This is a genomic window from Nostoc sp. EspVER01, from assembly GCF_034530635.1.
Taxonomy (GTDB): domain Bacteria; phylum Cyanobacteriota; class Cyanobacteriia; order Cyanobacteriales; family Nostocaceae; genus Nostoc.
On the sequence record NZ_JAVRCS010000001.1, the window covers coordinates 324,399 to 344,210 of the forward strand.

Consider the following 19,812-nt stretch of genomic DNA (forward strand, 5'->3'; position numbering starts at 1 on the left):
AAATTTGCAATAGGTCATTCTTTTTTTTGAATTTTGAATTTTGAATTTTGAATTGGAGCAAAGCGACAGTCATGGATGTAATTGTATTAGGATTGATGCTCTTATCCTTGACAATTTGGTTAGGATTACTGTGTTTTTGGGGACAGTTTTGGCGGACAGACCAGCAATTAGAGGCTACAGAAACTCAGCTAGAATCTTTACCTGTGGTTTGTGCTGTAGTTCCAGCGCGTAATGAAGCTGAGTTAATACCAACCAGCTTGCGATCGCTCCTACTTCAAGATTATCCTGGTTCTTTCAACGTGTTTTTGGTAGACGATCGCAGCACAGACCGGACAGCAAATTTTGCCGAAGGAGTTGCACACGCTGTTGGGAAACCTCAGCAATTGCATATTATTTCTGGCGCTTCACTACCTCCTGGTTGGTCGGGTAAACTTTGGGCGGTCGAGCAAGGTATAAAGAGCGCAAGTTTATTTGCACCCGATTATTTTTTGCTAACCGATGCAGATATCGAACACGATCCCGGTAATCTCCGCCGACTCGTTGCGAAAGCTGTGCAGGAAGATTTAGATATGGTTTCGGTAATGGTGCGACTCAGGTGTGAAAGCTTTTGGGAAAAACTTTTGATTCCAGCTTTCGTCTTTTTCTTCCAAAAACTTTATCCTTTTCGTTTGGTGAATAATCCCAACAATCCCATAGCCGCCGCCGCTGGGGGATCTATTCTGATCGCCCGTGAAGCTTTAGAGCGAATCGGCGGTATTCAAGTCATTCGTCAAGCTTTAATCGACGATTGCGCTCTGGCGATGGCTGTTAAGAAGAGTGGGGGAGTGGAGAAGACAAGGGGACAAGGGGACAAAGGGACAAGGGGAACTACTAAACCCAATCCCCACTCCCTAATCCCCAGCCAAGGGCGTATCTGGCTAGGTTTGAGTAGCTTAACTCGTAGTTTGCGCCCTTATGACTCGCTGGCGACGATTTGGGATATGGTTGCTCGTAGTGCTTATACCCAATTGAATTATTCTCCATTACTACTATTGGGAACTTTGGTAGGAATGCCTGTGATTTATCTAGTTCCACCTGTGTGTGTGATTCTGGGTGCAGTTTGGAGCAATTGGGCGATCGCACTTACAGGTATATTAGGATGGCTGTTAATGACTTTCGCTTACTACCCGACGATCCGCTTTTATAAATGTTCTCCCTGGTTCGCTTTTAGTTTACCTGCGATCGCTTTTCTCTATACCCTGATGACTCTAGACTCAGCACTCCGTCACTGGCAAGGGCGCGGTGGCGCTTGGAAAGGAAGAGTTTATCCCAACCCAGATAATTTATAGTTGGGATACAAGTTAGCAATTCAAGCTATTATCGAAGCCAATGAAGACAAGCGTGAACCAACAGATATGCCTAATGGTGTTCCTCTTTTGGCAGAGGATTTTTGGGGTTTTCAAAATAATGAAATATATACTTTTGTTGGGATTTTGCACTTTTAAAAATATGCGTTGTATCCTAATTATAGCTTTCAAATTAACCTCTGCATCAAATGCCTTTGTTTTGATACAGGCATCACACTTCAAGATTTAGCAGTACGTAGATTTTTTTTAGATCGCCCGCTTTATATTTCGTCATTGATTTGTCCTTCTTAACTACAGTGACCAAATGTAAGGCGTGAAAGCTAAAATTAAAATAAGCCGAAAGTGGTTGATTAAAAGAATTATGACAACCGCAAAACCAACAATTAATCCTGTTATTGTCCCCAAAAATCTGCCTTTTTTGGAATCAATTTGTTGGCAGACTGCCGATGTGTATCGGTTTACTCCAGAACAAATGCTGAGTCGCTACGAGCGTGGTTGGCAATATCTTAATTTATTTAATAATCTTGAGGGTGAAGAACTCAATTTTCTTCAGGAACTCGCCAGACGCTATAAATCCTGGTTGCAAGTTTATTTATGACCTCCAGATTTGAACATCATAATAAAATTCTCACAGTTCTTGGATTCTTAGATTCAGACATACTATCGATGTAGCTGTTCTCAGGCTGCGATCGCCAATACCTCAAGTATCAATTGAGAAGGCTGAAAAAGCTTATCAGGTTATGAGCGATCGCCCCATGCCCTATGCCCCATACCCAATATCCAATGCCCAATACCTCTAAATCCTTGCAGCTGTTTGTTTAGTACTGGCAGGTTCAACAGGTAATGGTTGAGCAGCTTTCAATACCACATCCAGCAACCCTGGAAATAGCACCTCTAAATCTTCACGCCGCAGGATGTTAATATGGTGTGTCCCTTCTTTGCGTGTAAAGACTATCCCCGACTCCCGCAAAATCTTGAAGTGGTTGGACATAGTAGACTTAGCGATCGCAAAATCAAACCTCGCACAGCATTGTTCCCCTTCAGTCGCCAACAGCCGCACAATCTCTAGCCGCACCGGATCGCCCAATGCATACAACACGCCCGGTAAAGAAATATTTTTTCTATCTGGATGATAAAGGAATCTCATAGTTGCATTATCTCATCAGGTGGCATATATTTTTATTATTCGATATTATCGAATTATAGAATTAAGTAGGAAGGCAATTTATGTCATCCATTACAAACGTCACAGAAGCCACATTCAAGCAAGAAGTCTTGGAAAGTGAAATTCCGGTATTAGTGGACTTTTGGGCACCGTGGTGCGGTCCTTGCCGGATGGTCGGCCCAGTCGTCGATGAAGTTGCTGCTGAATACGAAGGACAGGTGAAATTTGTGAAGTTGAACACAGATCAAAATCCTACTGTCGCTAGCCACTATGGAATTCGCAGCATTCCGACATTGATGGTTTTTAAAGGAGGTCGCCAGGTCGATACTGTCGTAGGGGCGGTTCCAAAAACTACCTTGAATAAGACCTTAGCACAGCATCTTTAATCTAGGTACTATTGTGAGATGCATTTAGTTTGCAGTCTTCTTTAGAGGGAGTCAGGAGTCAAAATATATTAGACTCCTGACTGCTGAATTCTGTTTCAACTAATGGGGAAAGAGCGAAATGGACTTGAAATTGCATGGTAAATCCGCCCTGGTGAGTGGCTCAACCGCAGGTATTGGTTTGGCCATCGCTCTTGGGTTAGCTCAAGAGGGTGCATCAGTAATTGTCAACGGTCGGTCTGAAGAAAGAGTAGCTCAAGCGATCGCTAAAATTAAGCATTCTACACCGGACGCGAAAGTTTCTGGTATTGTTGCTGACGCTGGCACTGCATCAGGCGTAGAAAAACTCATTCAAGAGGTTCCTCACGTTGATATACTCATAAATAATGTGGGTATTTATGAGCCAAAAACCTTCTTTGATATTACTGATAAAGATTGGTTAAACATATTTGAGGTTAACGTCCTCAGTGGAGTCCGTTTGAGTCGGCAATATCTGCAAAAGCAGCTAGAGCAAAACTGGGGGCGGATAATTTTTATCTCCAGCGAATCTGGTATTCAGATCCCAGTGGAAATGATTCACTACGGCACAACTAAGACGGCGCAGCTTGCTATTGCCAGAGGTCTAGCAGAAATGACTGTGGGGACTGGAGTTACAGTAAACTCCGTCCTCCCAGGACCAACTCGTTCAGAAGGAGTTGAAGACTTTATCACCAACCTGGCACAGGAACGCGGTATTACTCGCGCTGACGTTGAGGCAGAGTTTTTTGAAAATGTGCGTCCAAGTTCGCTAATTAAACGCTTTGCAACTAATGAAGAAGTAGCAGCGATCGTAGTTTACCTTTCTAGCCCCGTAGCATCGGCAACTAATGGTGCAGCTTTGCGGGTGGATGGTGGCGTTATTCGGTCGATTGTTTAGTATTTGAACCACAACCGCATAGTCTATTTACTTGAAATAGCTGTAATGCACTGCACGCAAAATTGGGTATGGGGAAAACTTTTTCCTTTGTCTGCGACACGCTGCGCGAACGTAGAGAGCGTCATTTTGAATTGGAGTAAAACGACATGACTACTGATATCAACTTATTTTCTCCTTACCAGTTAGGAAATCTGGAACTACCTAACCGGATAGTGATGGCACCCTTAACCCGAAACCGGGCAGGTGAGGGAAATGTACCACACCAACTGAATGCTACCTACTACGTCCAACGTGCTTCCGCCGGACTGATTATTTCTGAAGCAACACAGGTAACTCCTGAAGGACAGGGCTATCCCGCGACACCAGGAATTCATTCACCAGAACAGGTGGAAGGATGGAAGTTAGTAACCGATGCCGTACATCAGCACGGAGGCAGAATTTTTCTGCAACTATGGCACGTAGGCAGGATTTCTCACCCTGATTTACAACCGAATGGAGTTTTACCTGTGGCACCTTCTGCCATTACTCCTAAAGGTGAAGCTGCAACTTATGAGGGGCCAAAACCCTTTGTTACTCCCCGTGCTTTAGAAACTTCGGAAATACCGCAGATAGTCGAACAGTACCGTCAGGGAGCGGCAAATGCCCTAGCGGCTGGGTTTGATGGCGTGGAAATTCACGCAGCTAATGGTTATTTAATAGATCAGTTTCTCCGAGATGGTACGAATCAACGTACAGATAAATATGGAGGTTCTATCGAGAATCGTGCCCGATTCCTGTTGGAGGTGACAGAAGCAGTAACTAGTGTGTGGGATTCTAACCGAGTCGGGGTACGTTTCTCTCCCAGTGGGACTTTTAACGATATGCGTGACTCCAATCCCCTGGAGACATTCGGTTATGCGGCTCAAGCATTAAATCAGTTTAATTTGGCATATCTGCATATTTATGAGGCAACAGAAGCAGATATTAGACATGGTGGGATAATAGTACCCACTAGTCATATACGCGATCGCTTTACAGGTACTCTCATTGTCAATGGTGGTTATACTCGTGAAAAAGGCGATGCAGTACTGGCAAACAAAGCAGCAGATTTAGTTGCCTTTGGCACATTATTTATATCAAATCCCGATTTACCCCGACGCTTGGCTTTGAATGCACCACTAAATGAACCAAATCAAGCAAGCTTTTACGGCGGTGGTGAAGAAGGATATACAGATTATCCATTTTGGTCGCCTGCTAGTGAAGCAGTAGCTAATGCGTAATTCGTAATTCGTAATTGTCCCTTGCGAATAATTTTTGTTTTTGTTTCATGAATAAATAAATTCGCTTGTATGCTAATTACGAATTATTTGGTCATAATTCAACTATCAGGAGAATCTCATGAGTTCCATCATCCAAACCCAACCTTTAGATGTACCCAGTGCGATCGCTCAACGTCGTTCTATCAAAACTTTTAAAACAGACCCCATCGCCCCAGAACTACTCAAGCAGTTGGTAGAGTTAACTGTGGCAGCGCCTAGCAGTTTCAATATTCAGGACTGGCAAATTATTCTCGTGCAAGATGAGGCGCAAAAGGCAGCTTTATCAGCAGCAGCTTGGAATCAACAGCAAATTGTCCAAGCACCAGTTACTTTTGTTTTTGCTGCCGATGCGAGTGCATCTGAAAAAAACTTGAACCCGATAATTGAACAGGCTCTTGCAACTGGGGCATGGAATGAAAGCACAGCTAATTATTTTAAAACTGCTATTCCGCAATTTCAAGAGACACTAGGAGACAAACAACGGGAGTATGCGATCAAAGATGCGATTATCGCTGCTACCCATTTGGTGTTAGCAGCTGAAAGTCTGGGTTTATCTACCTGTTTTATGAATGGTTGGCTTGAAGACAAGGTAAAAGAAGTGATTGGTGCAGGAGATAATCCAGATTTAGCGATCGCTGTTTTAGTTCCTGTTGGCTATGCAGCCGAACCACGCTTAAATCCCGGTCGTTTGCCATTCTCCTCCAACGTCTCTGTTGATAGAATCGGTAATCCTTATGCAGGGTAGCTTTCCCTAAATTGGGCAGAGGGGAAAACCTACTGCAACTTCTTCCCTGCCCCCCTGCTCCCTAAATAGCTTTCATGGGGAGACTGACAACGAATGTCGCCCCCTGTCCAATTCCTGGACTTTCGGCCAAAACTGTGCCACCGTGTAATTCTACCAAGTGACGGACGATCGCTAACCCTAATCCTAGTCCGCCATGCGATCGCGTGCTAGAACTGTCAGCTTGACGAAAGCGTTCAAATACATGGGGTAGGAATTCGGCAGCAATTCCCGCTCCCGTATCACTCACCCGAATTTGCACGTAAGATTCAATGCACTCTAATTGCACATCAACTCTGCCGCCCTTGGGTGTAAACTTGACGGCGTTGGAGAGCAAATTCCACACAACTTGTTGCAAGCGGTTGGCATCACCCACAACTACCTCTACTTTCGGGTCGAATTTACACTTGATATTAATCTCTTTAGCCTGGGCTGCTGGGTACACAGTATCGATTGCTGCCTCTACAAGTGGTACAAGTTCTACCCGCTCTCTACTTAAATGGAGTGTGCCTCTAATAATCCGTGACACATCGAGAACATCTTCAATTAGTTGTGTCAGGGATCTCGCATTACGTTCAATTGTCTCTAGTGCCCGGCCAGTAGTAGCTTGATCGAATTTGCGAGTTCTAAGTAGCTGTGCCCAGCCAAGTATAGCATTTAGGGGTGTACGGAGTTCGTGGGAAAGTGTGGCGAGAAACTCATCTTTCATCCGGTTGGCAGTTTCGGCATCGGCGCGTGCTGCTTGTTCGCGTTTAAGCAGTTCTTCGCGTTCTTGCTCTGCTTGCTTGCGATCGGTGATGTCAATCATGAATCCGTGTAGTAGCTGCGGCCCCTTTTCGTTCCGCACCACATTCACAATGTCATATAGCCAAACAACTCTGCCATCAGCTGCCAACATTCTGTATTCAAGTTCGTAATTATTTAGTGACAGTGAAGATTCTTGATAATACTGGATAGCCCACTCCCGATCTTCTGGATGTATATGTTTTGTCCAGAAATTATCGGTGTACCAGTCTGATAATGGATAGCCTAGAATCTCAACAGTTTGTGGCCCTACGTAAGTAAAATTTCCAGTAGTGGCATTTACCTCCCAAGGAATCACGCGGACTTTTTCTGTCAGCGTCTTTAACCGTTTCTCGCTTTGTTTGAGAGCTGCTTCTGCTAACTTGTGAAGTGTAATATCTGTGATTAGAGCAACAAATCCTGCAACTTTCCCCTCCTGACTGAACTGGGGAATGTAAGTGACATTCACGTAATGGTTTGTGCCATCTTTATTAGGTAATTGGGTTTCGTAAGTTACTTGCTCTCCTGAAAGTACTGCTTCTACGTAAGGGAGAATTGACTGATAAACCGACTCTCCCAAAATTTCTCTAATGTGTTTACCAGAAATTTCGGAAGCAGGAAGCCCAAACCAGTCTTCATACTCTTTATTATTAAAGCGATAACGCTGCTCGCTATCAACATAAGAAATCTTGGCGGGCACAGCATTGGTAATTAGGCGCAGTTCATCTTCTCGTTGACGGAGTGCTGCTTCCGCTCGTTTGCGTTCTGTAATATCGCGTTGAGTTCCCCACGCTCTCACTAAAAACCCATTTTCGACAATTCCCACCAGATTATTCAAAAAATATTTGGAATTACCTTGTTTATCTATTTCGTGGGACTCGGCATCGATTAGTCGGTAGTTAGAACGGATAAAGTTACGCAGGTAGGCAATATTATGTGGATCGGAGGCAACAAGAAAGTCTCCTAGTCTGACACCGAGAATTTCTTCGGCACGAGAACAGCCATACATCTGCGCCATAACATTGTTGCATTCTGCCAGGTAAACATATTGGTAAAAATGTTGAATTTGTTCATCCTCTGGACAATCTACTGAAATTGGTACTTCCAGTTCAATGCACCAAATACCTTCTGAACTATGCTCTAAAAAAGCGCGGTAGCGTTCTTCGCTTTTGGAAAGGGCAAGCTCTACTTGTTTGTGTTTACTTAAATCGATTACAAAAGAGATAATATCATCTTGGTTATTTTCTAACAAAGCAGAAGCTAACAGGATGGGAACGTGGCTACGATCTTTGTGGATGTATTCGTTCTCAAAAGGTTGACATACACCTTTAGTTGTGAGTTCTACGTAGGCGTAGCCCGCACTTCGGCTGCGCCCTTCGGCTACGCTCAGGACAGGCTCAGTGACCACCGTAGGCATTGCCCCGTCCATATTGGTTACAATTACCCCAATGATGTTGGACTCTACCAACCCTCTAAATCTGGCTTCGCTCACCTGTAGTTTCTGCAAACTCGTTTGAAGATGTTGTTTAGCAGTGCGTAATTCTGAGTTCAGCAAGTTAATAATTGTTGTCACCAGCACAAACAAGCCTAAGCGCAGTATGTTGTCTAGACTCGCAACCAAGAGCGAAAATACTGGTTCTAAGAAAAAGTAGCTGACGGCTAAAGTAGACAAAGCAGTAGCCAGTAATCCTGCTTCCATGCCGCCATACCAGGCACTAACCGCCACGGCAGCAAAAAACAGCAGGAAAATCATTTGTTTCAGTAGTGGCTGTAGCAATAGTGTTAGTAGCAATACGCTACCAACAGCCAATAGTGCCACAGCATAAGGCGCTAGAAGGGAACGTGTTCCTTTCAATGTGGCTTCTCCTTTATGCAGCTAGCTAAAGGATTATTCCCAAAATCAGCTAGAAAATATGTAGGCGTAGCCCGTCATAGACATCGCTTAACACTTAATAATGCATCGGAAAAATACATACCTAACTTTATGGGTAAAATATTCTGGATTCTGTTAGCGCAGCGGGGCGTAGCCCATTCTGAATTCTGACTCCTATTTATTAAGTTTTTAAATTAATTCCCTTTAGTATATAAGTCATCATTTCACCTTTACCTTTCACTTGAATTAAACCTCGTTTCTCCAATAAGTATTTATCCTTTAAAATCTGATAACTTGCTTCACAAACCTGGATACTACCTGCAATACCATGTGATTCCATTCTACTAGCTATATTGACTGTATCTCCCCAAAGGTCGTAAGCAAACTTTTTCAGCCCAATCACTCCTGCTACTACTGGCCCTGTACTAATGCCAATACGAATGCTAAAGGATTGGTTATTTTCTTTGTTAAAGGTAGCTACAGCCTTTTGCATATCCAAAGCCATGTTAGCTATTGCTGGAGCATGATTGTTAGATTGATTTGGCAACCCAGCTACAGCCATATATGCATCGCCAATGGTCTTAATTTTCTCTACCCCATGACGTTCTGCTAATTGGTCAAACAGACAGAATATTGTATTTAATAACTCGACTAATTCCGCCGGTGAGGTGTGAGATGAAAGCTCTGTAAAGCCAACAATATCAGCAAATAGCACCGTAACTTCTAGAAAATTATCGGCAATAGTTGCCGGCTGTTGTTTTAATTGTTCTGCAATCATCTCTGGCAAAATATTTAGTAGCAGCCGTTCTGATTTGTGCTGTGCTAGTTCCATTGCCTTACGAGCGTAAAATTCTTTTTTTCGTAAGTGTTCGTATAAATAGACAGAAAAAACACAAATTATACAAGTCCAAAAAAAATATAATCCTTGTTCAATATAAAAAGCTGACGGATTTTTCAAGATGGGGCTATATAAAATATATAAAGTTAAATAGCAAAGTATTGTTCCAATTTGAGATATTAAATGCATCCACCATTGGACTGGAATGATTGTAGCTTGAGTAAGAAACATCAAAGTCCAAATATTGATTCTCGGCTCTAAATTATTGAACAGCAAAGCTATATCAATTTGAACGGTACAAGTTACAGACCAGCATAAACTCAAAAAAATTAAATCAGGATAGCGGCGACCGATAGGAGTTTTGCATAAACCCCAACAAATAAGAGTAAATAATTCTACTACAAACCCAATTTTAAAAGCGTATATCTTGCCTTCTAGTTGTGAATTTACCCAAAGAAAAAAAGCAATTAAAGTCAAGCCAGCTACCAACATAATCTGCGCCTGCAATTGCAGCCGTTTCAACAAAAAGCTCTGTCGCTGTTCTTTGTAAGATTCGGACAGGTTATTGTTGGTTTGCCGATAGGACATTCCGTGACTAATGAGCGCATCTAGTTGGGTTTTGTCGGAGTTAGTTGGATTAATCATGCACTTTTTGCGTTATTAGTAATTAAGGGAGTAAGAATTTTAGATTTTGGATTTTAAATTGAAATTTAATCCAAAATCTAAAATCCAAAATCCAAAATTGAATTGCCCAATGCCCAATAATCATGGCTCGTACCCCTACATTAAATTTTGATCGTGGCACATTAATTTTGCATCCACCACCACGCGGCAAAGGTTGGATGGACTATGCTACGTGGGATGATAGAGTTGAAAAATTCCGCATCCCAGCAATTAGATACCGATCGCTAGTAGAAGCACTACAAGCGGAAGATGTGAATTTTATCGATGAGGCCAAGCAATTTTATCCTGTAGATTTGGTTCCTACTCTAGAAATGGAACCCTATCCCCACCAAACTGAGGCGCTAGCGGCTTGGAAACTGGCGGGTAGGCAAGGGGTAGTTGTGCTTCCCACGGCGGCGGGAAAGACTTATTTGGCGCAAATGGCGATGCAATCAACGCCGCGCACGACGCTGATTGTAGTGCCAACTTTGGATTTGATGCATCAGTGGTATGCACATTTAGTAGCGGCTTTCCCTGATGCTGAGGTGGGATTGCTGGGAGGTGGTTCGCGGGATAGAACGGCAATTTTAGTTGCAACTTACGATAGTGCCGCAATTCACGCCGAAACGTTAGGAAATCAATATGCGTTGATTGTTTTTGATGAATGTCATCATTTACCTACAGATTTTAATCGGGTGATTGCTGAATATGCGATCGCACCTTATCGCCTGGGACTCTCCGCGACACCGGAACGTACCGATGGTAAACACGCTGACTTAAATATCCTCATTGGTCAAGAAGTATATCGCAAACGCGCTGAAGATTTGGCAGGGAAGGCTTTAGCAGAGCATGAAATTGTCCAAATTAAGGTAAAGTTATCGCAACTTGAACGGGAAAGATACAACCAGTTAATTCAAACCCGCAATGACTTTTTGAAGCAATCGAAAATTTCTTTGGGGAGTTTGCAAGGTTGGCAAATGTTCGTGCAAATGAGTGCTAGATCGCAATCTGGACGTAGGGCGATGTTAGCGCACCGAGAAGCGAAAGATATCGCTTTGGGTACTGATGGAAAATTGCGAATTTTGATTAATTTATTGGCAGAACATTATCCGGCAAGAATTTTGATTTTTACTGCGGATAATGCGACGGTTTACCGCATTTCTCAAGAGTTGCTCATTCCAGCAATTACTCATCAAACTCCTGTGAAAGAACGCCATGAGATATTAACAAAGTTTCGGGAGGGTAAATATAATACTTTGGTTGCTTCTCATGTGTTGAACGAAGGGGTTGACGTGCCGGCGGCATCTGTGGCAATTATTTTATCGGGAACTGGTTCGGCTAGGGAGTATACTCAGCGATTGGGTAGGGTTTTACGGAAGGGGAATATTGAGAATAAACAGGCGATTTTGTATGAGGTGGTGGCGGAGGATACAAGTGAAGAGGGAACTTCGGCTAGGCGGAGAGGAGAGAAGATAAGAGGACAAGGGGACAAGGAGACAAGGGGACAAGGGGAAAAGAAAGGGAATTTACAGGTTGTGTATGGGAGTGGGAAGGAAAGGAGTTTGAAGGCGGCGGAACAGTTAAAAATTAATTATTCAGTTCAAAATCCAAAACTTGTACTGAGCGAACTTGTACTGAGCGAACTTGTACTGAGCGAAGTCGAAGTAGTCGAAGTAGTCGAAGTAGTCGAAGTATCTAAAATCCAAAATTCAACAGATGTTACCGACAGACTTACTGATGCATCGCCAAAACGGGGAGGAGATCATCCCGAAGAGACTGAAGATTGATCGAGCAACTTCAGATTTGGCGATTGAGTTAATTAATTATTTTCAATCAGCAGTGGGAAAGACTCAAGGTGTGCTTGAGCGACAACTGACTGATTTTGAAGGAGATTCTACAGATTATCGGGTGAAGCGGGGGTTAGCTTATATTCTCAAAAGTAGTTTTTGCACTTTTGAGGTGGTTAGTCCTTTGGAACCCCAGATGTTAAGAGAACGGGTGTTTTCTCTGGCTGCAAAGTCGGTTTCTAGTCGAGAATCTACCCAAGTTACTTTGAGTAAAATTGCTGATGAGTTAACTCAAGAACTTGAGCGGGAAGTTTTATTAGAACAAGTTCGGAATGGATTATATGCTGATTTATCTGAAAATAAGATTTTGACTGTTTTTGATGCACCAACAGCGCCAGATTTATTAAATAGATATAACTTATCTCAGGTGCAGGGTGTGTTTTATAAGGCCAGTAAACTGGTGTTAAATGCTCATCGCAATGTTCCGGGAGAATATAAGCTGTTATTTCGCTATTTGAAGTTGTTTCAATTGATGGCTTATATTGAAGGTGATGCTGACCACGGGTTTACAATTACCATTGATGGGCCGACGAGTTTATTTAATCCTAGTACGCGATATGGGTTAGCGATCGCTAAACTTATTCCGGCTTTACTTCACGTTACCAAATGGAGTCTTTCGTCGATTCTCCAAACCCGTGACGCTTATACAAATAGTTGGAAAACTGGACGTTTCACTCTCAATTCTGAATGTGGTTTGGTATCCCACTATCCACCAGGAAAGCCCTACGATAGTATGCTAGAAGCATCTTTTGCTGATAAGTGGGATGCATTGAAAAGTGGCTGGGCGTTAGAGCGAGAAGTTGATTTGATCCCAATTCCCGGTAGTGTGATGATTCCTGATTTTCGCTTAGTTCATGCTGATGGCCGCACCTTTTTGTTAGAAATTGTTGGTTATTGGCGGCCTGAATATTTACAAAAGAAGTTTTCTCAGGTGCGGCGGGCTGGACGTGATGACTTAATTTTGGCTATTTCCGAGCGCCTTAATTTAGAAAAGGCGGGAGTAAAATTAAATGATGTCCCCGCGAGAATTGTTTGGTTTAAAGATAAGTTATTGCCGAAAGCTGTGTTAGCTGTAATGGATTTTTGACTTCCCCAAAGGGGCTGATTAACCCCAAATGCTTCTGCGTTCCCAATACTCAGCAACTCTTTTTTCCCACTGCTCCCAGTAATCTTGAATAACTGCTGATTCAAACCAAAATACCTCAGCTGGCATTTCTGGAATCGCTACTACTAACAGAGCGTGCTTTAGCTGAATGCCATAATCTCGATAATACTCATTAGCTGCTCCTATGTATGCCGTAAGTTGTAGTGGATGTTCATATAAATGCTCAATTGAACCTTTGGGTTTGTCTGCTGTTTTCCACTCACAAATACAGGGAATACCTTGATAGCTGGCAATACAATCAACTTTGCCAGAATAACTCAAATTATGATGGAAAACTGAGCCTTCCACCAGTCTAACTGTGTCGATTTCTTGTAAAACTGGCTTGATACTCTCCCAATAAGGGCGACTTGCTTCGGGACAAACAGGGTTTTGACCAAGGAGGTAGCGCTCAATTTGTTTGTGTGTTTGGGTTCCCCGACGACTAGCAGATGTAGTAATGCGGGTTGCTTCTTCTGTACCAACACGCGCTTTCCAGTTTAATAATCTGTCTCTGTCTACTTGTGATTTAGTGGCATTAAGTATTGTAGTAACACTGGGAAAGCGATTTCCCTTGGCATCTACATAATATTGTTTACCATTTTCTCTTTTAGCTGTGGCATTAATGTGTGGTAGCAGTTGGGTATCAAATTGCATTATTAATTCGTAGTTCGTAATTTGTAATTAAAAAAGTGGCGATTAGAAATTGCAGTTCATCTTGCATACAGTTAAAACTTGCTTTTGCAGGTTTTAAAACTTTAATTTTTATTAGCCCGCGTAAGTAGACTACCCTGTGGTAAGCTGCAAAGCGTCTATGTTTGTATGAGCGCGAATTCTATTCGTAAAATCATTGAAAATGGTTTTATTTGGGAAAATAACGATAAATATCTTTCCGGTGTAGTACTCGCTGAAATAGGACTGTTTCTCCATCAAAAATAAGTCCAATACGATAGTCACCGACACGGATGCGATAAGCATTTTCATAACCTTGAAGTTTTTTGAGGTTAGTAATTTCTTCAAAGGTTGATATTTGTGGTATTTCTTCAAAAGCAAGGACTCTAATAGTCTCATAGTAAGGTGTACTTTTCAGAGCCTTGAGATCCTTGATAAAGCTTGGTAGATATTGGGTAATCACTCTTGTTCTAGTTGTGCTAATGCTTCATCAATATTCAGAGGTGTTTCATGTTCTACTGCTTTCATTGCTAAGATCAGTCCTTCATCCTCAATAGCTTCTAGCAAGCGTAGATAGTCATCAAAATCTATGATTACTTTGCGGATATTACCTTCCTTATCAGTAATCAGTTCTTGAGCAAAAGGGTATTTATCAGCTTGCATTAGGGTTGTGATTTTAGTAGTCATACTCTGACTTTAGCGTTAATAAATATAGTATGGCTTTAGTAAATGTAGTTGTGAAATTTTACTTAAGATAAAAACGCGATAAAACCCGCCTTTCAAGATAAATCTTAATAATTTTGTATTATCTCTTCTCAGATGAGATGCACTAAAGTAAAATATCTCACAGTGTTATTTCGTAATTAATGGGTAAAATATGAAGCCTGTAACCCTGACAGCAGGTGCGTAGGCGTAGCCCGTCGTAGACATCGCTACCTTAGTGATTACGAAAGCTTTTGAAAGACTTGATCAGAAAATTTTATGGCTTTGAGGTTCCTGTTTATGGCTGAATCATAATAGGCACCGCGCTTTTTTCAGAGCCAATAATTACCAACTTAGAATTATTAGATTGAGCTAGCTTTTCTGTGGCTTCAATCGCTCGTAATTGTAGCATTTGGTTACTAAGTCCACCTGAGAGAATTTTTTGGGAATCAGCTATACCTCGCGCTTCAATCAGCTTTCGTTGTGCCTCTTGACGCTCTTTCTCTAAAACAAATTTCATCTGCTGATTTTCTTGCTCTGTCTTGAGTTTGTTTTGAATTGCAGCTTGTAGAGTATCAGGCATTTTATTGTGTCGAGTAAAATTCGTAAGCAGATTTATATTGAACCGCATCAAGAACATCTGCTAAAAGCGATCGCCCAACAAGCGGGTGTAAGTGAAGCAGAGATTATTCGCCAAGCTATTGACCTTCATCTTGGTGAAATAACTGCACCCCAAACCAATCTTGCAATGTGGGAAGCCGAAAGGGAATTTATTGACCAAATCAAAACTCGATCGGCTCAACTTGGAGGTCGGGACTGGAAGCGTGAAGACCTGTATGAACGGTAGAATTTTACTTGATACCAACATTCTTGTTTACATCTACGATCCACTGGATACCGCAAAACAGGAACGAGCGATGCCTACGGCGGGCAAAGCCTACGCACTTACTGACCAATTGATTCGTTCTGGCAAGGCGGTAATTAGTACCCAGGTGTTGGGAGAGTTTTTTATGGCCACAACCCGGACTCGGCGATTGTTGTTAACTCCGCCTGAAGCGCTGGTACGAATGCGTAACTATTTAGCTGCTTGCCATGTCGTTGATATTACACGGCTCATTTCCTTAGAAGCAATTCGCGGCGTGGAAACTCATCACTTCGGGTTTTGGGACGCGCAAATTTGGGCAACGGCGCGACTCAACCAAATTGAAGAAGTTTACACTGAGAATTTTGCATCAGGTGCGACGATTGAGGGCGTGCGGTTTACGAATCCCTTTATAGATTGAAAAAGATTCCCGACTTGTAAAAGAAGTCGGGAATCTCAGCCTTGGTGATATTTACAAAAACAAAATTTTGTTATTTTAGCAATATTTTCGGGAAAACTATTACTGTAGCTTCTCTTTTAAAACAAGATTGGAAAATAGTTATGGATTTAAATGGATTAATTTGGACTAAAAACGTAAAACCTTTAAATGGTGAAGATTGGGCTTATCACAGTATACCTACCATATATCCCGACTTAAAGATTTTCGCTTTACATTGGAGAAATTTTCAAGGTGGAGACGAAATAAATGCTAATACTCCACAACAAGATGAACTGATAATTTTAAGACAACGTAGCAAAGTAACACATATTGTAAAAGTACTGGATAAGCAATTTTCTTTTGACAAAAATGCTGGAGATGAATTTAATATTTATCGTCTTGTACAAGTAGCTTGGATAGCTGATAATTGGGCTACTCCCCCAGATACTAATAAAGTATTTGATTGTGTTATTAAGTTCCCTCGAAATGGAAAGGCAATAAAATTGGAAAATATACATATATTCCAAGAACATTGGAGCAAAAAAGAAGTAGCATTTCAACACCATGTTCAGAGTGTATTAAATATTCATTAACAAAAAGCCCTGCACTTTTAAATACAGGGCTTTGATTTTAAAAAAATCCAAAATTACTTACCGTTGCCGTTACTACCATTGCCATTGCTATGAATGACACGTTCGGCAAGTTTTTCCGGCACTTCCTGGAGATGGTCGTATTCCCAGTGGAAGGAACCAACGCCGAGAGTGAGCGATCGCAGCTCTACAATAAAATTTTGCATCTCTGCTTGTGGCAAGTATGCAGAGACATTATCCCAGCCTTGCCAATCGTGTCTACCTTCATAGCCTAAAATTTGTCCCCGTCTACCACTCAACAGTTGCAGCACTTTGGAGGTAAATTCGCTCGGTGTTGTCACTTCCACCCGCAAGATTGGTTCTAATAGGGTAGGTTCCGCTTGAGATATCCCTGTTTGCATTGCCAATCGGGCAGCTTGCTTAAAAGCTTGTTCGGAACTATCAACGTTGTGATACGAACCATTAGTCAGAGTTACCGCTAAATCCACTATTGGGAAGCCCAAAGGCCCGTGTGTCAAAAATTCCCGCACGCCCATTTCCACCCCAGGAATATACTGTTTGGGAACCACGCCACCGACAATAGTTTCATTAAAGTTGAAACCTGTACCGCGTGGTAAAGGCTTGATTTCGAGAAAAACATCACCAAATTGTCCGTGACCACCGCTTTGGTGCTTGTAGCGCCCATGAACTGAAGCCACCATTTTGCGGATGGTTTCTTTGTAAGGCACTTGCGGCAAGTGGGTTGTCATTGGCAGGTTATATTTGCGGCGCAGTCTGTCCAGGGTGACTTGCAAATGAATCTCGCCTTGACCCCACAAGATAACTTCGTGAGTATCCCCGTGTTGTTCCCAAGCCAGTGAAGAGTCTTCTTCTAACAACTTGGTAATGGCACTGCTGAGTTTAACTTCATCGTTGCGCTTTTCTGGTGTAATAGCGAGGGCATACACAGGTTCCAACTGTACAGCTTTGGGTAATTCCATCGCCGATTGCTGTTCTGTGGAGAGTGTATCGCCTGTCTTAATGCCTTCTAAACGGCTCAATGCGACAATTTCACCAGCACCAACTTCATTAACGAACTGCTGTTGTTGTCCCATGAGGCGGTAAATCCCACCAGTGCGGATGCCATTGAGGACAATGCCATCAGTTAATTTGCCCCGCCAAACACGTACCAGAGAAAGTTTGCCACCTTGGGGAGTGTAGAAAGTTTTTAATACCTGTGCTAGAGGTTTATCACCTTTGATGTTTTTTAAACGACGTTCTGCTGTGGTTTCTGGTTCGGGGGCTTCTCGTAACAAGGCTTCTAATAAAGGTCTAACACCATAATCTTGTTCTGCCACACCAAAGAAAACGGGCACTACCAAATCTGCCCCTAATTCCATTTTTAAATCTTTGAGGATTTCTTCTTGAGATGGTTCGATGTCTTCTAAAAGTTCTTCGAGTAAATGGTCATCAAAATTTGCTAAGGCTTCGAGCATTTCTGCCCGTGCTGTATGTTCTTCTTCTTTTAAACTTTCGGGGAAGGGAATGGGGTCGGCAGGTGCGCCTGGATGATATTGATATGCCTGTTCGCTCACCATATCGATAAAGCCGGTGAGTTGTTCCCCGTTCATGATGGGAAATTGATGCGCTACCAGGGGACGGCTAGATACTGCTTTTAGGGCGTGTAACGTTTCTAGGACGTGAATATTTGCCCGATCCATTTTGTTGACGAAGACGAGGTGGGGAATTTCCCAATCGTCCAGGAATTTAAATAGAGGGGCTAGGGTGAGAACGCGATCGCGGATGGGTTCGCAAACTACAATTGCTGCATCCACTCCAATTAGAGCATTGTACGTTTCTTGGGCAAATTCTACGCTTCCCGGACAGTCAATAAAAGTGAAGCGAATGCCGTTATACTCAGTGCTAGCGGCGCTGACTTCTACACTCATGTGGCGATCGCGCGACTCGGCTGCACTATCTCCCACTGTATTGCTGTCCTTAATATTGCCTTTGCGGGAAATTGCCCCTGTGACAAATAACAAGCTTTCTAGTAAAGTGGTTTTTCCACTTAAATAAGGCCCGACAATTGCAACGTTCCGCGAACCCGATTTTACTTTTTCGTTCATAAAACCTCCCTTGCGGTAAGTCTTTTATAACCGCATGATTCTTTATGTATCAAGGGTTAAAGAAGAATCCAGAAATCAGAATTCAGGATTCAGAATTAAGACAGTAGCAAGTCCGCGAGCATCTTAAAACGATTTATTTCTTTGTCAGTCGTACAGAATTACCAACTGAATTCTGGCTCCTGACTCCTGAATTCTATTTGAAAAAAATGGTTCTCTGGAGTCAAAATTACCCCTTCTTTAATTTGTTATTATGCTCCTTTTAATCGAAAGTTAAAAAAATTGTAGCCTGTCGTAAGATTTAGCTTAAGAAAAGTTAAGCATCAAAAATTTTTATGCTGAATCAAAAACTTTTGTAAAAAACTTTTTATCAAGTAAATTTAACTGAAAGTGTTGCGAGTCAGAAAATCAATGAGATTATCATTCTTTAAATATCGCATAGCAGGGTTAGTAAGTTTAACTTTGCTGATTATGAGTATTTCCTCCCCCTCTCTTGCTCTATCTCTTCCTGTCGCCTCAAAGCTAGCACAATCTAATCCTAAAACTGCTGTAGACTGGTTAAACCAAGGCTTACAGGCAATTCAGGCGGGAAGGGTACAAGATGCGATCGCAGCCTTTAAACAAGCAACCCAGTTAGATTCGGCATTAGCACCAGCGCATTATAATCTGGGGTTAGCACTCCGACAAACGGGACAATTACAACCCTCTGCGGATGCATTTTATCGAGCGACGCAAGCCGATCCCAAATTTGCTCCAGCTTTTGCTAATTTAGGCGGAGCGTTGTTAGAAGGGAATAATTTAAAGTTAGCTAACGATTATTTGCGACGCGCCTTAGAACTCGATCCCAAACTCGGATTTGCCCACTATAACTTAGGGTTAGTACAAGAACAGCAACGAGATTGTGAGCGAGCGATCGCATCTTTTAAAAAAGCCGTAGAATATAGCAAAAATGCACCAGAACCTCCTTACCATATAGGGATGTGCTATCTCCAACAAGGTAAACTCGATCAAGCCAGAAGTGCATTTTATCAGGCATTAAAAATTAATCCCAAGTATCCAGAAGCTTATTACAATCTCGGATCAATTTTTTTCCAACAAAGTAAATTACAAGAAGCATTAGAGGCTTTTAGAAAATCAGCCGAAGCTAACTCTAACTATCCCAACGCTTATTATGGTGCTGGGTTAGTTTTTATGCAGTTACAGCAATATGGCGATGCAGTACAAGTGTTGCAATTTGCTAGAGATTTATACAATGCTCAAAAAAATCCCCAGTGGGCCAAAAATGCCGAGCAATTGTTGCAACAGGCACAAAATTTAAATTACCAACCTCGCTGAGGCAAAAAAACTTAATATTGCATAACATAAAACTATTGGGTTGACTCGCTGGTGTTGTCTGAACTAGTCCCGATTG

At 42.2% G+C, this 19,812-nt stretch carries 20 protein-coding genes and 1 pseudogene; 13 read left to right on the top strand and 8 right to left on the bottom strand.

The window, feature by feature from the left end; translation table 11 throughout:
* The first annotated feature begins 71 nt into the window (after positions 1 to 71).
* The 3 genes from RMX69_RS01290 (at position 72) to RMX69_RS01300 (ending at position 1,944) form a co-directional block, all read left to right on the top strand.
* A complete protein-coding gene (locus tag RMX69_RS01290; RefSeq protein ID WP_322636346.1) occupies positions 72 to 1,328 on the top strand; it encodes a glycosyltransferase in 1,257 nt (418 codons plus the stop codon).
* Entirely contained in the window at positions 1,329 to 1,484 is a 156-nt protein-coding gene (locus RMX69_RS01295) for a hypothetical protein (protein ID WP_322636228.1), read from the top strand.
* 223 nt (positions 1,485 to 1,707) lie between these two features.
* Positions 1,708 to 1,944: a hypothetical protein gene (locus RMX69_RS01300; RefSeq protein WP_322636229.1), complete on the top strand. Its 237-nt coding sequence runs from the start codon at positions 1,708 to 1,710 to the stop codon at positions 1,942 to 1,944.
* Positions 1,945 to 2,142: 198 nt separating this feature from the next.
* Here RMX69_RS01300 and RMX69_RS01305 read toward each other — a convergent pair whose 3' ends face one another.
* A complete protein-coding gene (locus tag RMX69_RS01305) occupies positions 2,143 to 2,493 on the bottom strand; it encodes a helix-turn-helix transcriptional regulator (RefSeq protein WP_322636230.1) in 351 nt (116 codons plus the stop codon).
* An 80-nt stretch (positions 2,494 to 2,573) separates the two neighbouring features.
* On the opposite strand from RMX69_RS01305, the gene trxA reads away from it, so the two are divergent.
* The 4 genes from trxA to RMX69_RS01325 all read left to right on the top strand — a co-directional run bounded on the left by trxA (position 2,574) and on the right by RMX69_RS01325 (position 5,853).
* The gene (gene trxA, locus RMX69_RS01310) at positions 2,574 to 2,897 is read left to right on the top strand and encodes a thioredoxin (protein ID WP_012412473.1); all 324 of its coding nucleotides are present in this window, start codon (positions 2,574 to 2,576) and stop codon (positions 2,895 to 2,897) included.
* A gap of 118 nt (positions 2,898 to 3,015) precedes the next feature.
* Complete coding sequence (locus RMX69_RS01315; protein ID WP_289799748.1) at positions 3,016 to 3,810, top strand: SDR family NAD(P)-dependent oxidoreductase; 795 nt, start codon at positions 3,016 to 3,018, stop codon at positions 3,808 to 3,810.
* Positions 3,811 to 3,956: 146 nt separating this feature from the next.
* Positions 3,957 to 5,069, top strand: coding sequence for an alkene reductase (locus RMX69_RS01320; protein ID WP_322636232.1), 1,113 nt, complete (start codon positions 3,957 to 3,959; stop codon positions 5,067 to 5,069).
* A gap of 118 nt (positions 5,070 to 5,187) precedes the next feature.
* Positions 5,188 to 5,853 carry a nitroreductase family protein gene (locus tag RMX69_RS01325; RefSeq protein ID WP_289799746.1) on the top strand — a complete coding sequence of 222 codons (666 nt, stop codon included), beginning with the start codon at positions 5,188 to 5,190 and terminating at the stop codon, positions 5,851 to 5,853.
* Between the two features lie 61 nt (positions 5,854 to 5,914).
* On the opposite strand, the gene RMX69_RS01330 is transcribed toward RMX69_RS01325, so the two are convergent.
* Both RMX69_RS01330 and RMX69_RS01335 read right to left on the bottom strand, forming a co-directional pair.
* The gene (locus tag RMX69_RS01330) at positions 5,915 to 8,527 is read right to left on the bottom strand and encodes a PAS domain S-box protein (RefSeq protein ID WP_322636233.1); all 2,613 of its coding nucleotides are present in this window, start codon (positions 8,525 to 8,527) and stop codon (positions 5,915 to 5,917) included.
* 199 nt (positions 8,528 to 8,726) lie between these two features.
* A complete protein-coding gene (locus tag RMX69_RS01335) occupies positions 8,727 to 10,028 on the bottom strand; it encodes an adenylate/guanylate cyclase domain-containing protein (RefSeq protein ID WP_322636234.1) in 1,302 nt (433 codons plus the stop codon).
* 122 nt (positions 10,029 to 10,150) lie between these two features.
* Here RMX69_RS01335 and RMX69_RS01340 point away from each other — a divergent pair, with 122 nt between their 5' ends.
* Together RMX69_RS01340 and RMX69_RS01345 are read left to right on the top strand one after the other, a co-directional pair.
* The gene (locus tag RMX69_RS01340; protein ID WP_322636235.1) at positions 10,151 to 11,833 is read left to right on the top strand and encodes a DEAD/DEAH box helicase; all 1,683 of its coding nucleotides are present in this window, start codon (positions 10,151 to 10,153) and stop codon (positions 11,831 to 11,833) included.
* Positions 11,763 to 12,980 (top strand): DUF790 family protein, encoded by a 1,218-nt coding sequence (locus RMX69_RS01345; RefSeq protein ID WP_289799743.1) that lies wholly within the window; start codon positions 11,763 to 11,765, stop codon positions 12,978 to 12,980. Before RMX69_RS01340 ends, RMX69_RS01345 begins: the two co-directional genes overlap by 71 nt.
* An 18-nt stretch (positions 12,981 to 12,998) precedes the next feature.
* Here the strand turns inward: RMX69_RS01345 and RMX69_RS01350 are convergent, their stop codons facing one another.
* The 4 genes and pseudogenes from RMX69_RS01350 to RMX69_RS01365 form a co-directional block, all read right to left on the bottom strand.
* Positions 12,999 to 13,691: a PD-(D/E)XK nuclease family protein gene (locus RMX69_RS01350; protein ID WP_322636237.1), complete on the bottom strand. Its 693-nt coding sequence runs from the start codon at positions 13,689 to 13,691 to the stop codon at positions 12,999 to 13,001.
* Between the two features lie 205 nt (positions 13,692 to 13,896).
* Positions 13,897 to 14,169 carry a type II toxin-antitoxin system RelE/ParE family toxin gene (locus RMX69_RS01355; protein WP_322636238.1) on the bottom strand — a complete coding sequence of 91 codons (273 nt, stop codon included), beginning with the start codon at positions 14,167 to 14,169 and terminating at the stop codon, positions 13,897 to 13,899.
* Positions 14,166 to 14,393, bottom strand: a complete 228-nt coding sequence (locus RMX69_RS01360; RefSeq protein WP_322636239.1) for a hypothetical protein — start codon at positions 14,391 to 14,393, stop codon at positions 14,166 to 14,168. Before RMX69_RS01360 ends, RMX69_RS01355 begins: the two co-directional genes overlap by 4 nt.
* Before the next feature lie 313 nt (positions 14,394 to 14,706).
* Positions 14,707 to 15,003 (bottom strand): annotated as a pseudogene (locus RMX69_RS01365) (prohibitin family protein); the annotation flags it as partial.
* Here RMX69_RS01365 and RMX69_RS01370 point away from each other — a divergent pair.
* Genes RMX69_RS01370 through RMX69_RS01380 form a run of 3 tightly spaced genes read left to right on the top strand, consistent with a single transcriptional unit; the run spans position 14,998 to position 16,302 of the window.
* The gene (locus tag RMX69_RS01370; RefSeq protein WP_322636241.1) at positions 14,998 to 15,255 is read left to right on the top strand and encodes a hypothetical protein; all 258 of its coding nucleotides are present in this window, start codon (positions 14,998 to 15,000) and stop codon (positions 15,253 to 15,255) included. The pseudogene RMX69_RS01365 and the gene RMX69_RS01370 overlap by 6 nt on opposite strands.
* The gene (locus RMX69_RS01375; protein WP_322636242.1) at positions 15,245 to 15,691 is read left to right on the top strand and encodes a PIN domain-containing protein; all 447 of its coding nucleotides are present in this window, start codon (positions 15,245 to 15,247) and stop codon (positions 15,689 to 15,691) included. The genes RMX69_RS01370 and RMX69_RS01375 overlap by 11 nt, the downstream gene beginning before the upstream one ends.
* Positions 15,692 to 15,735: 44 nt before the next feature.
* Entirely contained in the window at positions 15,736 to 16,302 is a 567-nt protein-coding gene (locus RMX69_RS01380) for a hypothetical protein (protein ID WP_409877989.1), read from the top strand.
* A gap of 53 nt (positions 16,303 to 16,355) precedes the next feature.
* Here RMX69_RS01380 and RMX69_RS01385 read toward each other — a convergent pair whose 3' ends face one another.
* The gene (locus tag RMX69_RS01385; RefSeq protein WP_322636245.1) at positions 16,356 to 18,404 is read right to left on the bottom strand and encodes an elongation factor G; all 2,049 of its coding nucleotides are present in this window, start codon (positions 18,402 to 18,404) and stop codon (positions 16,356 to 16,358) included.
* A 408-nt stretch (positions 18,405 to 18,812) separates the two neighbouring features.
* Here RMX69_RS01385 and RMX69_RS01390 point away from each other — a divergent pair, with 408 nt between their 5' ends.
* Positions 18,813 to 19,736 (top strand): tetratricopeptide repeat protein, encoded by a 924-nt coding sequence (locus tag RMX69_RS01390; protein ID WP_322636246.1) that lies wholly within the window; start codon positions 18,813 to 18,815, stop codon positions 19,734 to 19,736.
* Positions 19,737 to 19,812: the final 76 nt, after the last annotated feature.

What these genes read in the sequence shown, in the direction of transcription:
- RMX69_RS01290 (WP_322636346.1), top strand. Translation starts at nt 72, where the DNA reads ATGGATGTAATTGTATTAGGATTGATGCTCTTATCCTTGACAATTTGG.
- RMX69_RS01300 (WP_322636229.1), top strand. Translation starts at nt 1,708, where the DNA reads ATGACAACCGCAAAACCAACAATTAATCCTGTTATTGTCCCCAAAAAT.
- RMX69_RS01305 (WP_322636230.1), bottom strand. Translation starts at nt 2,493, where the DNA reads ATGAGATTCCTTTATCATCCAGATAGAAAAAATATTTCTTTACCGGGC.
- trxA (WP_012412473.1), top strand. Translation starts at nt 2,574, where the DNA reads ATGTCATCCATTACAAACGTCACAGAAGCCACATTCAAGCAAGAAGTC.
- RMX69_RS01315 (WP_289799748.1), top strand. Translation starts at nt 3,016, where the DNA reads ATGGACTTGAAATTGCATGGTAAATCCGCCCTGGTGAGTGGCTCAACC.
- RMX69_RS01320 (WP_322636232.1), top strand. Translation starts at nt 3,957, where the DNA reads ATGACTACTGATATCAACTTATTTTCTCCTTACCAGTTAGGAAATCTG.
- RMX69_RS01325 (WP_289799746.1), top strand. Translation starts at nt 5,188, where the DNA reads ATGAGTTCCATCATCCAAACCCAACCTTTAGATGTACCCAGTGCGATC.
- RMX69_RS01335 (WP_322636234.1), bottom strand. Translation starts at nt 10,028, where the DNA reads ATGATTAATCCAACTAACTCCGACAAAACCCAACTAGATGCGCTCATT.
- RMX69_RS01340 (WP_322636235.1), top strand. Translation starts at nt 10,151, where the DNA reads ATGGCTCGTACCCCTACATTAAATTTTGATCGTGGCACATTAATTTTG.
- RMX69_RS01345 (WP_289799743.1), top strand. Translation starts at nt 11,763, where the DNA reads ATGTTACCGACAGACTTACTGATGCATCGCCAAAACGGGGAGGAGATC.
- RMX69_RS01350 (WP_322636237.1), bottom strand. Translation starts at nt 13,691, where the DNA reads ATGCAATTTGATACCCAACTGCTACCACACATTAATGCCACAGCTAAA.
- RMX69_RS01360 (WP_322636239.1), bottom strand. Translation starts at nt 14,393, where the DNA reads ATGACTACTAAAATCACAACCCTAATGCAAGCTGATAAATACCCTTTT.
- RMX69_RS01375 (WP_322636242.1), top strand. Translation starts at nt 15,245, where the DNA reads ATGAACGGTAGAATTTTACTTGATACCAACATTCTTGTTTACATCTAC.
- RMX69_RS01385 (WP_322636245.1), bottom strand. Translation starts at nt 18,404, where the DNA reads ATGAACGAAAAAGTAAAATCGGGTTCGCGGAACGTTGCAATTGTCGGG.
- RMX69_RS01390 (WP_322636246.1), top strand. Translation starts at nt 18,813, where the DNA reads ATGAGATTATCATTCTTTAAATATCGCATAGCAGGGTTAGTAAGTTTA.